Annotated in this window: 10 protein-coding genes; 7 read left to right on the forward strand and 3 right to left on the reverse strand. The window is 69.3% G+C overall.

Going from position 1 to position 13,408, the window contains the following annotated elements; translation table 11 throughout:
• Nucleotides 1-49 precede the first annotated feature (49 nt).
• The 4 genes from AC0685_RS23935 (at nt 50) to AC0685_RS23950 (ending at nt 5,930) form a co-directional block, all read left to right on the forward strand.
• Nucleotides 50-2,920 (forward strand): S8 family serine peptidase, encoded by a 2,871-nt coding sequence (locus AC0685_RS23935; RefSeq protein WP_478227616.1) that lies wholly within the window; start codon nt 50-52, stop codon nt 2,918-2,920.
• Nucleotides 2,921-3,102: 182 nt separating this feature from the next.
• Nucleotides 3,103-3,771: an acVLRF1 family peptidyl-tRNA hydrolase gene (locus AC0685_RS23940; RefSeq protein ID WP_478227565.1), complete on the forward strand. Its 669-nt coding sequence runs from the start codon at nt 3,103-3,105 to the stop codon at nt 3,769-3,771.
• Nucleotides 3,772-3,913: 142 nt separating this feature from the next.
• A complete protein-coding gene (locus tag AC0685_RS23945; RefSeq protein WP_126731835.1) occupies nt 3,914-5,542 on the forward strand; it encodes an ABC-F family ATP-binding cassette domain-containing protein in 1,629 nt (542 codons plus the stop codon).
• Between the two features lie 178 nt (nt 5,543-5,720).
• Nucleotides 5,721-5,930, forward strand: a complete 210-nt coding sequence (locus AC0685_RS23950; protein ID WP_003071237.1) for a helix-turn-helix domain-containing protein — start codon at nt 5,721-5,723, stop codon at nt 5,928-5,930.
• Here the strand turns inward: AC0685_RS23950 and AC0685_RS23955 are convergent, their stop codons facing one another.
• Nucleotides 5,931-7,232 (reverse strand): glycosyltransferase family 87 protein, encoded by a 1,302-nt coding sequence (locus AC0685_RS23955; RefSeq protein WP_478227566.1) that lies wholly within the window; start codon nt 7,230-7,232, stop codon nt 5,931-5,933.
• Nucleotides 7,233-7,378: 146 nt separating this feature from the next.
• On the opposite strand from AC0685_RS23955, the gene AC0685_RS23960 reads away from it, so the two are divergent.
• A complete protein-coding gene (locus tag AC0685_RS23960; RefSeq protein WP_478227567.1) occupies nt 7,379-9,244 on the forward strand; it encodes an ABC transporter ATP-binding protein in 1,866 nt (621 codons plus the stop codon).
• A 50-nt stretch (nt 9,245-9,294) separates the two neighbouring features.
• Here AC0685_RS23960 and AC0685_RS23965 read toward each other — a convergent pair whose 3' ends face one another.
• Entirely contained in the window at nt 9,295-10,440 is a 1,146-nt protein-coding gene (locus AC0685_RS23965) for a serine hydrolase domain-containing protein (protein WP_478227568.1), read from the reverse strand.
• A gap of 92 nt (nt 10,441-10,532) precedes the next feature.
• A complete protein-coding gene (locus tag AC0685_RS23970; protein WP_478227569.1) occupies nt 10,533-11,261 on the reverse strand; it encodes a sugar isomerase domain-containing protein in 729 nt (242 codons plus the stop codon).
• 131 nt (nt 11,262-11,392) lie between these two features.
• Between AC0685_RS23970 and AC0685_RS23975 the strand changes: the two genes are divergently transcribed.
• A complete protein-coding gene (locus AC0685_RS23975; protein WP_340683070.1) occupies nt 11,393-12,088 on the forward strand; it encodes an alpha/beta hydrolase in 696 nt (231 codons plus the stop codon).
• A 21-nt stretch (nt 12,089-12,109) separates the two neighbouring features.
• Nucleotides 12,110-13,372: a class I SAM-dependent methyltransferase gene (locus AC0685_RS23980; RefSeq protein ID WP_478227570.1), complete on the forward strand. Its 1,263-nt coding sequence runs from the start codon at nt 12,110-12,112 to the stop codon at nt 13,370-13,372.
• Nucleotides 13,373-13,408 lie beyond the last annotated feature (36 nt).

Here is a 13,408-nt window from a genome sequence, read left to right on the forward strand (position 1 = left end):
ATCGGAGGCGCACGTGCGTCCAACCCGTTCTAGTAGGAGAAGAAGAACGATCCTGACCGCGGGCACCGCTGCCCTCGTCACCGCGCTCGGCCTGGTGAGCCCGCCCGTCGCGGCGGCGGAAAGCGGTGGGTCCCCGGACGCGTTCTCGGCGAACACCGTCCGGCAGATCGAGGCACTGCAGTCGATCAAGAAGAGCCAGAACGCCGGCGAGTCCAAAGTGGACAGCCGACTGCTCGTCGAACAGAAACTCCGCGCACAGCGGATGTCGGCCTCCGCGGTTCCCGCACTGGGGTCTGGGGCGAACGTCTCCGCGGCCGGCACCGTACTCGTGGACATCCGGGGCCAGGTCTCGGAAGAACTCCTCAAGGGACTGCGTGAATCCGGTGCGGGGATTCGCGCGGTGTCCGAGCGCTACGGCAGTGTGCGCGCCGAGGTTCCGCTGAACGCCGTCCCGGCGATCGCGGCCCGCGCCGACGTCAAGAAGGTCGAGACCGCCAACGAGGCGTTCACCGCCCGCCAGCTCGCCGAGCCCGCCACCGCGGGCAAGCGGGAAAGCAAGGAAGAGAAGGCCGCCCGGATCGCGGACGAGCTGAAGAAGGCCGTCGACGCCAAGGGACAGGCCGGTATCGCGGCCGGACCGGTCAACAGCGAGGGCGATCGCGCGCACAACGCCGACACGGCGCGCCAGCAGTTCGGCGTCACTGGGGTGGGCACCAAGATCTGCGCGCTGTCCGACGGGATCGACTCGCTCGCGACCTCGCAGGCGCGCGGCGAACTCCCGGCGGGCGTCGACGTGATCCCCGGTCAGGAAGGCGATGGCGACGAGGGCACCGCGATGCTCGAGATCATCCACGACCTCGCGCCGAACGCGGCGCTCGGTTTCGCCAGCGCGTTCAACTCCGACGCCAGTTTCGCCGACAACATCCGCAAGCTGCGGTTCGACGCGGGCTGCGACGTCATCGTCGACGACGTCCTGTACTTCAAGGAATCGCCGTTCCAGGACTGGATCATCGCCCAGGCCGTGAACGACGTTACCGCCGATGGCGCGCTGTACTTCTCCTCGGCCGGTAACGAGGGCAACGTCACCGACGGTACCTCGGGCCACTGGGAAGGCGACTTCGTCGACTCAGGCAAGGGCGTCGGCAAATACGCCGGTACCGCGCACAACTTCGCCGGTGCCGCGGGCAACCAGATCTTCCAGCCGCTTTCGAGCGCGTCGGGCCGGGTGCCGGTCACGTTGTTCTGGTCCGACCCGCTTGGCCGCTCGAACAACGACTACGACCTGTACCTGCTGAACCAGGCGGGCAACGTCGTCGACTTCAGCCAGGACGTCCAGACCGGCACCCAGGACCCGTACGAGCGGGTGGACACCACGGGCGTCGCCGGACTGCGGCTGGCCATCGTCAAGTTCTCCGGTGAGGGCCGCTACCTTTCGCTGTCCGCGTTGCGCGGCCGGTTCACCGATTCGGCCGACGGTCTCAAGGCCTACACCAAGCCCGGCGTGACCGTCGGTCACTCGGCCGCGCGGGACGCGTTCAGTGTCGCGGCGGCACCGGCCGCGAAGGCGTTCCCCCGACCCCTCGAACCGGGCGACCCGGCCAACCCCGCCGGTCCGTTCCCCGGCGCGTTCGGCGTGACCACGAAGGTCGAACGGTTCACTTCGGACGGTCCGCGGCGGATGTTCTACCAGGCCGACGGCACGCCGATCACCCCGGGCGACGTGTCCGGGACCGGTGGTGAGGTCCGCGCCAAGCCGGACATCACCGCGGCCGACGGCGTCTCCACCAGCGTCACCGGCTTCACCACGTTCTACGGCACGTCGGCCGCCGCGCCGCACGCCGCCGCGATCGCGGGCCTGGTGCTCTCGGGCAACCCGGGGCTGCCCCCGGCCGACGTGCGCGAGGCGCTGATCAACACCGCCGTCGACATCCTCGCCCCCGGCCGCGACAACTCCAGCGGCGCGGGCGTCATCCTCGCCGACAAGGTGCTCGCCTACACCGGCGCCAGCCCGCAGCCGCTCGCGTCCGCGGGTCAGCCGACGGTCACCCCTGCCGACGGCGGCTCCGCGCTCGACCCGGGCGACACCGCCAAGGTGACCCTGCCGGTGACCAACCGCGGCGACGGCACCGCGACGTCCACCAGCGTCGTGCTGTCCAGCCCGACCCCCGGTGTCACGGTGGCGCCGCGGTCGAAGTCGTACGGCACGATCAGCCCCGGGCAGACCGGCGTGAACGACTTCACCATCACCGTTCCCGCCACGCAGGAACTCGGTGTGCCGGTGGTGCTGAACGCGCGCGTGACCTTCGCGGGTTCGTACTCGCCGACCACGTCCACGTTCTCGCTGCCGGTCGGCACCCCGTCGCCGGTGACGCAGAACTTCGCCTACACCGGTGACGCCGTGGCGATCCCGGACAGCGACCCGACCGGCGTGACCGTGCCGATCACGGTGAGCGGGGTCGGGCGCGCGTCGAAACTGACGTTCTCGGTGGACGGGGCGACCTGCGACGCCGACCAGACCTCGACGACGGTGGGCATCAACCACTCGTACGTCGGTGACCTGGTCGGCACGCTGACGTCGCCCTCGGGTGCGAAGGCGACTGTGTTCCAGCGCAGCGGCGGCTCGGGCAACAACCTGTGCCAGGTCGTCTTCGCCGACAACGCGGCCATCGCGTTCAGCTCGGTGAGCGCGGCGAACGCGCCGTTCACCGGCACCTACAAGCCGGCGCAGGCGCTCGGCGGCCTGGCCGCCGGTGCCGCCGACGGCACCTGGAAGTTCACCGCGGTGGACGTCGCCGGTGGCGACACCGGGTCGATCCGCGCGATCTCCTTGCACATCAACGGTTTCGTTCAGCCCGGTGTGGCGGAGCGCCCCGCGGGTGTCGGGAAGTCGGTGGGGCGCGGGCCGGTGAAGCCGGTCTAGTTGTTTCGCTGTGCGCGTGAAGGCGTGACTCACGTGATCAGAGACCGCACTCGCGTGCTTGAAGGCGGAACTCGCGTGCTTGGAGGCCGCACTCGTGAGTTCCGCCTTCAAGCACGCGAGTTCCGTGCTTAAGCACGCGAGTGCGGTGTTGCCGATCCGGCCGGGCCCCGTACGTTGGACCCATGGCGAGGGAGCGGCAGGTAGCGGGCGGGGGACGGGCGGTCGAGGTCGCGCCGGATCGCCTTGAAGGCTGGTACGCCCGCTTCGCCGTCCGCAACGAAGGCGTCCGCTCGACAGAACTGAAGCCGGACACCGTCACGGTCGTCGCGGACAACGGCGTAGTCGCCGTCGCGACCGTCCCTTTCGGACCGCTGAACGCCGAAGGAACCGTGCCAGGTCTCGCCGTCGGCCCGCTCATCGAACACGCGCTGACCTCACGGAGGATCGCGCTCTTGCTGGTGCGCCGTGGCGGGCACAGCGTCGGGATCGCGCGCGGGGGAGTGGTCGTGCAGTCCAGGACTGACCGCCATCTCGTCCAGGGCCGGTCCGCGGCGGGCGGCTGGTCTCAGCAGCGGTTCGCGCGGCGGCGGGAAGGGCAGGCGCGTTCAGCGCTCCGTTCCGCCGCGGACGACGCTTTCGAGGTGCTCGTCCCGCAACTGTCCGAAGTGGACGCCGTCGTACTCGGCGGGGATCGCCGCGCCCTGGAATCCCTGCGCGAGGACAAGCGTCTGGCGCCGTTGTTCCAGCGTGCCGAGGCCCGCGTCCTCGACATCGCCGAACCGCGCCGCACGGTGCTCGAAGACGCGGCGGAGCGGGCTGTCGCGGTCGAAATCACCCTGTCCGGGCCGTGACGTCGGGCACGGTCGGATAAAACCGTTCGACACCGGCCCGTACACTGATCGTGTGGACATCCTCTTGGAGTAGCTCCTCGTCTGCCCGACGGCAGACGAGTCGAAGCTGTCCGCTCATCCACCCCTTGTACCGGGAGTTCCCGTGATCACGGCCACTGGCCTGCAGCTGCGCGCAGGTTCGCGCATTCTGCTCGACGACACCAACGTCCGCATCCAGCAGGGCGACCGCATCGGCCTGGTCGGCCGCAACGGCGCCGGCAAGACCACCTCGCTCAAGGTGCTGGCGGGGGAGGGTGAGCCGTACGCGGGCGAGGTCCGCCGCAGCGGCGAGCTCGGCTATCTTCCGCAGGACCCGCGCGAGGGCGACCTGTCCGTCACCGCGAAAGACCGCGTGCTCTCCGCGCGCGGCCTCGACACCTTGCTGCGCAACATGGAAAAAGCGCAGACCGCGATGTCGGAGCTGGCGGACGAGAAGGAACGCGACAAGGCGGTCAACCGCTACAGCCGTCTCGAGGAGCGCTTCGCGTCCCTCGGCGGATACGCCGCCGAGAGCGAGGCCGCACGGATCTGTTCCAACCTCGGCCTGGCCGACAGGGTGCTCGAACAGACACTGCAGACGCTCTCGGGTGGTCAGCGCCGCCGTGTGGAGCTGGCCCGGATCCTGTTCGCCGCCGCCGAGGCGGGCGCGGGCGGCAAATCCGAGACGATCCTGCTGCTCGACGAGCCCACCAACCACCTCGACGCAGACTCCATCAACTGGCTCCGCGGCTTCCTGAAGCAGCACGACGGCGGTCTCGTGGTCATCAGCCACGACGTCGAACTGCTCGCGGACGTCGTCAACAAGGTGTGGTTCCTCGACGCGACCCGCGGTGAGCTCGACCTCTACAACATGGGCTGGCAGCGGTACCTCGACGCGCGGGCCACCGACGAGAAGCGCCGCCGCCGCGAGCGCGCGAACGCCGAGAAGAAGGCGTCCGCGCTGCAGCAGCAGGCCGCCAAACTGGGGGCCAAGGCTACGAAGGCCGTGGCGGCCAAGAACATGGCCCGCCGTGCCGAGCAGATGCTCTCCGCGCTCGACGAGACCCGGCAGGCCGACAAGGTCGCCCGGATCAAGTTCCCCGAGCCCGCCCCCTGTGGCCGGACGCCGCTCACCGCGGAGGGACTCTCGAAGTCCTACGGTTCGCTCGAGATCTTCACCGGAGTCGACCTCGCCATCGACCGCGGGTCGAAGGTCGTCGTGCTCGGATTGAACGGTGCCGGAAAGACGACATTGCTCCGGCTGCTCGGCGGAATGGAAACTCCGGATACCGGCGAGACCATTCCAGGTCACGGATTGCGTCTGGGCTATTACGCACAGGAACACGAAACTCTCGACCACGACGCGTCCGTGTGGGAAAATATCCGTCACCTCGCGCCGGACACCGGAGCGCAGGAGTTGCGGAACCTTCTCGGTTCGTTCCTGTTCACCGGCGAGCAGCTCGATCAGCCCGCCGGCACGCTCTCCGGCGGCGAGAAGACGCGGCTCGCGCTCGCCGGACTGGTATCCAGCGCTGCCAACGTTTTGCTGCTCGACGAGCCGACGAACAACCTGGACCCGGCCAGCCGTGCCCAGGTCCTGGACGCCTTGCGCAGCTTCGCCGGAGCCGTCGTCCTGGTGACACACGACCCGGGCGCGGTCGAGGCGCTGGAGCCGGAACGCGTGATCCTCCTGCCGGACGGAACCGAGGACCATTGGTCGGCGGATTATCTGGAACTTGTCCAGCTTGCGTGAGGCCTGCGTCCGTTCGGGTGCTTGATCGATGCCATCCGGCCACTGAAATGGCCCAATGTGATCGCGGTTTCAGCAGTTTTGCGCTCGTCGTCTGGCATTCCGGCGCTCAGTGTTCGATCATTGCGGCGACAGGGGCCGTTATGTGGCCCAGAACACTCTCGGCTGGAAGGCGATCGACGTGGCTGATCTCAAGAAAGGCGCGCGGATCACCGGCAACACGCGTGACAAGCTGGCCGCTGACCTGAAGAAGAAATACGAGAAGGGCTCGAGCATCCGCGCTCTCGCGGAGTCCACGGGTCGCTCGTACGGGTTCGTGCACCGGGTCCTCTCGGAGTCCGGCGTCCAGTTGCGCGGCCGTGGCGGTGCCACCAGGGTCAAGAAGAAGTAGTCACGAGGAAGTAGCGGACTGCTGCGCGGGGGGCGCAGTTCCCTTTCCAGGGACCGCTGTTTCACGGGTTTCCGCGGCCAGGAAGGCCAACCTGGCACCGAGCAGGACCAGCGGATACACCAGGTAGCCGTACCTCGTCGCCGGAGTGAGCATGATCAGCGCGACGAGCCCGACGGCCATGCGCAGCAACGCGTCCGAGCCGGTCGCGGGCGGGCGGCGCAGCAGCCAGACCAGGATCGCGACGGCAGCGATCCCGAGCAGCGCGAAGGAAACCGCCGTGCCCACCGGGCCGAGTGAGGCGATGAGGTGGCCGGGCAACGGGCTCGCCGCCGGTGACTTGATCACGCCGATTCCCAGCGGGAAGCGGAAGACGTGCTCGACGAACGCCTTGGGGTCGGCCAGATAGACGGGGACGTGCAGGACGAGGGTCGTCACCACGAGTGCCGCGGCGAATCCGCCCAGTGCGCGAGGGCCACGCCGCGTGATCAACAAGACACCCAGCACCACGATCGCGGGCGCGACGATGAGTTTCGCGCTGACCACCAATGCCAGCACCAGGCCCGACAGGACCGCGCGGCCGGTCGAGGCCAGCGCGAAGGACAGCACCAGCAGGCCGACGATGGCCAGATCCGGGCCGGCGACCGCCCAGGTCAGTGCTGTCAGCGGGCAGGCGAGCGCGAGTTGCGCGGCGCTGACCGGGATTTTCGGCCACTTCAGCAGCCGCAGCGTCAGCAGCACACACGCGACGGCCGCCAGCGCGAACATCCAGCGCGCGTCGGTGAGGGCGTTCGCGACCGGTCCGTCGCCGAACAGGGCACGCGGCAGACCGAAGACGGTCATCACCGGACCGTATGGCGTGTAATCGTTTACTTCCACCGCGCGACCGAGCGTGGTGACGTCGACGTACGGGGTGCCGTTCTCCAGAAGGAGTTTCGCCGACCGTTCGATCACCCAGACCTCGGGCTGCGCGGCCCAGGAGCTCGGTGTGACGAGCCAGTCCACTCCGGTCAGACGGCGAATGACGAGCATTCCCAAGGGAAGGATCATGGCGAACAGGCCGATCGCCCCGATGCCGATCCACCGCGAACCGAGCGCGCCGGGCAGCGGCTTGCCGCGCCGGGCGGCGGCCAGCAGCCAGCCGGAGTGGACAACGGCGAGGCCGTAACCCGCTACAGCGAAGTTCGCCCACACGCGATAGCCGTAGAACTCCGCGACGGCCGTGTTCGCGACGGCGAAGATCAGGCAGCCCGTGTAGAAGACCAGGTCGATGGTCAGTCGTCGCCGGTCTGGGTCCTTGGTCACCGGCTCAGGCTACCGACGCGGCCACCTTCGCCGGAAAGAGGACGCGGAAACCGGGAAGCATCCGGTGTGCTCCGGTGTTGGTCATGCTTATATCCGGGAAAACTCTCGACTAATATCGAGGTTTTGGGGGCGAAGAGAGGGTTCTCATGGACAACACGTGGACGCTGATGAACTCGGCGATGAAGTCCGCCGACGTTCCGAAGGGGCTGCACAAGGGCACGCTCCGCCGCGTCGCACGGTTCGCCAGGCCGCATTGGCGAAGGTTGCTGATATTCCTGGTGCTCACCGTCGTCTCGGCGGTACTGGCGGTGAGCACGCCGGTGCTGGCCGGGAAGGTGGTCGACGCGATCGTCGGCGGGCACGACGTCGCGCTGGTGGTGTGGCTCGCCGTGGTGATCGCGGCGCTGGCGCTGATCGACGCCGGACTCGGGCTGGCCGAGCGGGCGCAGTCGTCGAGGATCGGGGAGGGGATCATCCTCGACCTGCGGCTCGCGGTGTACCGCCACGTGCAGCGGATGCCGGTCGCGTTCTTCACCCGCACCCGCACCGGCGCACTGGTGAGCAGGCTCAACAATGACGTCATCGGCGCGCAGCGCACGTTCACCGCGACACTGTCCGGTTTGGTCACCAACGTGATCCAGCTCGCGCTGTCGCTCGTGGTCATGGTGACGCTGTCCTGGCAGGTCACCCTGCTGGCGCTGGTGCTGCTGCCGGTGTTCGTCCTGCCGACGCGGCGGCTCGGGCGGCGGATGGCCGCCCTGCAGCGGGAAGCCGGTCAGCTCAACGCGTCGATGACCACGCAGATGACCGAACGGTTCTCCGCGCCGGGCGCGACGCTGGTGAAGCTGTTCGGCGACCCGGAGCGCGAGGCGGGCGAGTTCGGCGCGCGGGCCGGGCGGGTGCGCGACATCGGCGTGCGCACGGCGATGCTGACACGCTGGTTCCTCACCAGCCTGACCACGGTTTCCGCGCTCGCGCAGGCGCTGGTCTACGGTTTGGGCGGCTACCTCGCGCTGACCGGGGCGCTCGCGCCGGGCACCGTCGTGGCGCTGGCGTTGCTGCTGACCAGGCTGTACTCGCCGCTGACCGCGCTGGCGAACGTCCGGGTGGACGTGATGACCGCGCTGGTTTCGTTCGAGCGCGTCTTCGAGGTGCTCGACCTCAAGCCGATGATCGAAGAGAAGCCGGAACCGCGCCGCGTTCCCGAAGGCCCGGTCTCGGTGGAGTTCGCGGACGTCCGGTTCGGCTACCCCGCGGCGGACCGGTACTCGCTGGCGTCGCTGGAGGATGTGTCCACTTTGGATCACCGGGGCGGTGAGGAGGTACTGCACGGCATCAGCTTCCGCGCCGAACCCGGGCAGATGGTGGCGTTGGTCGGTTCGTCGGGCGCGGGCAAGTCGACGATCGCCTCACTGCTGCCGCGTCTCTACGACGTCGACGCCGGATCGGTCAAACTGTCCGATGTGGACGTTCGAGATCTGGGTTTCGCCTCGCTGCGGGAGACCGTCGGCGTGGTGACCCAGGACGGGCACCTCTTCCACGACACGATCCGCGCGAACCTCGAGTACGCGCGGCCCGGGGTCGCCGACGCCGAGATCTGGGCGGCGCTGGAGAAGGCGCGGCTGGCCGAGCTGATCCGGGAACTGCCGGACGGGCTGGAGACCGTGGTGGGGGAGCGGGGTTACCGGCTCTCCGGCGGGGAGCGGCAGCGGCTGACCATCGCCCGGCTGCTGCTCGCGCAGCCGAAGGTCGTCGTCCTCGACGAGGCGACCGCGCATCTGGACTCGCAGTCCGAGGCGGCCGTGGGCGAGGCGCTGACCGACGCGCTCGACGGGCGGACCGCGCTGGTCATCGCGCACCGGTTGTCGACGGTCCGGGCGGCCGACCAGATCCTGGTGATCGAGCACGGGGAGATCGTCGAGCGGGGAACGCACGACGACCTTCTCGCGCGGGAAGGGCGCTACGCGGCGCTGTACCTGACGCAGTTCTCGGAGGAGTCCGCGGCCGCGTGACCCTCGGGTGGGTCGTGAGTGGCGATTCGGGTTAGAACCCGAATCGCCACTCACGACCGCAGGGCGCGGAAGGTCGCGTTCACCAGCGCCATCTTCCGCGGATCGTCCCGCATCAGCGGGCCCATCCGGTTCATCGTGTAGCCGAAGGCGACCCCGCTTTCGGGATCCGCGCCACCGGACGAGCCGCCGAACCCGTCGTGCCCGAACGCGCGCGGGTTCGGCCCGAAGCCGCGTTCCTCGCTGCCGAGGTAGAACCCCAGCGCCCATTCGTTGCCCAGCCCGCCGACGACGTCGGCCTCGCGGCCCTGTCCTTCACGGGCGGTCGCGAGCGCTCCGGCCGAGAGCAGGCGCCCGGAGGCGAGCGCGCCGTAAATGGTCGCGATGGCCCTGGCGGTGCCGTGACCGTTCAAGGCGGGCAGGATCGCGCGCCGCCACGCGGGATCGTTGGCGTCACGGCCTTGTACGCGCGGGTTCGCTAGCGCCGCGAGAGCGACCGGGCCTGCGTTGGTGAACGCCTGGGTCAGCGCGGTCGTCATCTCGGCGCTGAGCACGGGCTCGACGAGGGTGGAGCAGCGCGCCAGATCGGCGTCGGAGTCCAGGCCGATCCGGAAGTCCGCGTCCAGCGGGCCGGCGATGTGCCCGGCGAAGTACGCGCGGACGTCCTGCCCGCTCACCCGGCGGATCACCTCGCCGACGAGGAACCCGAACGACAGCGCGTGGTAGCCGCTGGCGGTGCCCGGTTCGAAGAGCGGCGCCTGCGCGGCGAGCAGTCCGGTGATGTGGTCCCAGTCGTACAGTTCCTTCACCGTCACCGGCCGGTCGAAACCGACCCCGGTCACCCCGGAGCGGTGCGAGAGCAGCCAGCGCACCGGGATCTCCCGCTTGCCCGCCGCCGCGAACTCCGGCCAGTACTTCGCGACCGGCGCGTCGAGCTCGAGCAGTCCGGCGTCGGCGAGGTGGTGAGCGCAGAGCGCGGTCATGCCCTTGGTGGTCGACCAGACGTTGGTGAGCGTGTCCGCCCGCCACGGGGTCGTCCGGTCCGGATCGGCCCAGCCGGCCCAGAGATCGACCACGGTCTCGCCGTGCCGCGTCACCGAGAACGCGGCGCCGATCTCGTCGCGTTCGGCGAAGTTCTCCTCGAAGGCGGCGCGGACGGGTTCGAAGCCCGCCGCGCACTCGCCGTGGATCTCGGTCATGGCACGGACCTCCTGCGGACACCGACCGGTCGGTATGTGACCGTAGAAGCGCCGCGCGGACGAGTCAAGGAACTCGTCCGCGCGGTAAAGAACTAGCGGAGAGCGGGAACCCGCGCGCCGTACTTGGCCAGCAGCGCGGCGTTGGCCTCGTCGCCACCGTCCACGTTGGAACTGCGCCACAGCGGGATGTCGACGCCCTGCGCCGCACCGAGGTCGACGACCTCGGCGAGCACGAGGTTCCACAGGAACGCGTTGATCACCGTGGACAGCGGCGCGGTCCGCGGCGCTTCCGGCGGGTAGCTCGCGTCCCCGGGACGGACGTGGGAGTCGAGCACGATGGTCGCCTCTTCGAGCAGCGTCGTGGCCGCGCGTTTGGGCGCCTTGGCCACCGACGCGGCCGAACTCACCGCGATGACCGCTGCCCCGCGCTTCCGGGCACCGGCGGCCAGTTCGACCGGGTACGGGTTGACCCCCGAGGTCGAGAACACCACCAGTACGTCGTCCGGGCCCGGCGCGCGCTCGGCCAGCACCTCTTCGGCCAGCCCGGAGCGGCGCTCGGTCTTGGTGCTGTGCTGCGCGCCGTGCAACGGCAGCAGTTCGGGGTGGTAGACCGGGTACACACAGGCGAGCCCACCCGCCCGGTAGAAGGTCTCGGCGACCGCGGCCAGTGAATGTCCGGCCCCGGCGGTGAACACCAGGGCGTCCGCCCGGATGACCCCCAGGATCAGCTCGGCCGACTTCCGGATCTGCTCCGCGTTACCCCGTTCGGCCTCAGCGAGCCGTTCGGTGACGCCTGCACAACGTTCGGTGGTGCTCACCACATCCGCCCTTCCGTCTGGAGATCAGCGACGAATGTATCGCGTGGACCAATGGCCGAAGTGGAATACATCGGGTCATGATCGAGGTTGACCCGATCACTGCGGCCGGGGTTTCGGAGACTGGAGGGTCCAGGGTGAGCGAGGCTGATCCCGCGGTGCGGACTTGGCGAGTACGCGGCCGGGTGAAAGGCGTGGTGCTGGTCCTGCACGGCGGCGCGGAGCACAGTCATGCCCGCGTCGCGCCGTGGCGGCTGGCGTACCAGCGGATGGTGCCGCTGGCGAGGGACGTCCATCGGGCGGGCCGGGCGCACGGGGTCGAGGTGAGGCTCCTGCGCAACCGGATCTACGGCTGGAACGACCACGGCACCGACGCGCTCGCCGACGCGCGCTGGGCACTGGAACGCGTCCGCGATGACCATCCGGGGGTTCCGGTGATCCTCGTCGGCCATTCGATGGGCGGGCGGGTCGCCCTGCGCGTCGCCGACGATCCGGCCGTCATCGGCGTCTGCGCGCTGGCACCGTGGACACCACCGGGTGAACCCATCGGTGCCGTCGGCGGCCGTGCCGTGCTCATCGCGCACGGGACCAAGGACCGGATGACCGATCCGGTGGCATCACACGCTTTCGCGGAACGCGCCGAAAAGGTGACGTCGCGATCCGCGCGGTTTGAAATAGGCGGCGAAGGGCACGCGATGCTACGAAGGTCTCGCGTCTGGAACCGTCTCGTACGCGCTTTCACACTCGAGCTGATCGAAGCCGGGGGAACTGACGAAACGCTGAGCGGCGCCTGGGGGCGGCCGAGTTCGGAACGGCTGCGGATCCCGGTCTAGACCGGGCGGGAGGGAGTACTCATGTCCACGTCGAGCGTCGATCGGACGGCCGGTTCGTCCGGCCTGCCCACCCCTGACGAAAACCGGTGGCCCGGACTGGCCACCCCGCCGCATTCCCCGTTCCGGGCGCGGATCGCCGAGCAGTTGTTCCGGCAGGCGGTGCGCCCGCTGAACGTCCGCGTGCGCATGCCCGACGGCTCGCAGCTCGGCGCCGGCGGGCCGGACGCGCCCGAGATGCGGCTCAACCGCCCCGCCGCCTTCTTCCACCGCCTCGGCGTGGACGCGAAGATCGGCTTCGGTGAGGCCTACATGGTCGGCGACTGGACGAGCGACGCGCTCGCCGAGGTGCTGACCCCGTTCGCGGAGCGGATGGCGACGCTCATCCCGCCGCTGCTGCAACGGTTCCGCCGCTTCGTCGACCGCGGCCACCCGGCCGGCGAGGAGAACACCGTCGAGGGCGCGCGGGCGAACATCCATCGCCACTACGACCTGTCCAACGACCTGTTCGGCGCGTTCCTGGACCCGTCGATGATGTACTCGTCGGCGTTGTTCGGCCCGGACGACGACCTCACCGCCGCCCAGCACCGCAAGATCGACAGCGTCCTCGACTACGCCGGGGTCCGCGAAGGCAGCACCGTGCTCGAGATCGGCACCGGCTGGGGCGAACTCTCGATCCGGGCCGCCGCGCGCGGGGCCACGGTCACCTCGCTGACCATTTCCGAGGAGCAGGCGAAGCTGGCGACCGAGCGCATCGCGGCGGCGGGCTTCGCCGACCGCGTCGATGTCCGGCTGTGCGACTACCGCGACTCGACCGGCCAGTACGACGCCGTGGTCAGCGTCGAGATGATCGAAGCGGTCGGGGAAGCGTACTGGCCGACGTTCTTCGAGACCATCGGGAAGCGGCTGAAGCCGGGCGGAAGGCTGGGGCTCCAGGCCATCACCATGGACCACGAACGCATGCTCGCCGCGGCCCGGTCCTACACCTGGGTGCACAAGTACATCTTCCCCGGTGGGCTCATCCCGTCCACGACGTCGGTCGAGCAGGGCATGCTGGCGCACACCAGGCTGAAACTGGAGGGAGTACGCGAGTTCGGCCAGGACTACGCCCGCACGTTGCGGCTGTGGCGGGAGAATTTCAGCCAGCGGTGGGACGAAATCACCGAACTGGGCTTCGACGACGTCTTCAAGCGGACGTGGGAGTTCTATCTGGCGTACTCCGAAGCGGGGTTCCGTTCGGGGTATCTCAAGGTCCACCAGTTCGGATTCGCCGAAAACGGACGGTGAGCTCCACCCAACCGATGCGGGGTGCCGGACGTCCTT

The organism is Amycolatopsis sp. NPDC043889, assembly GCF_056435645.1.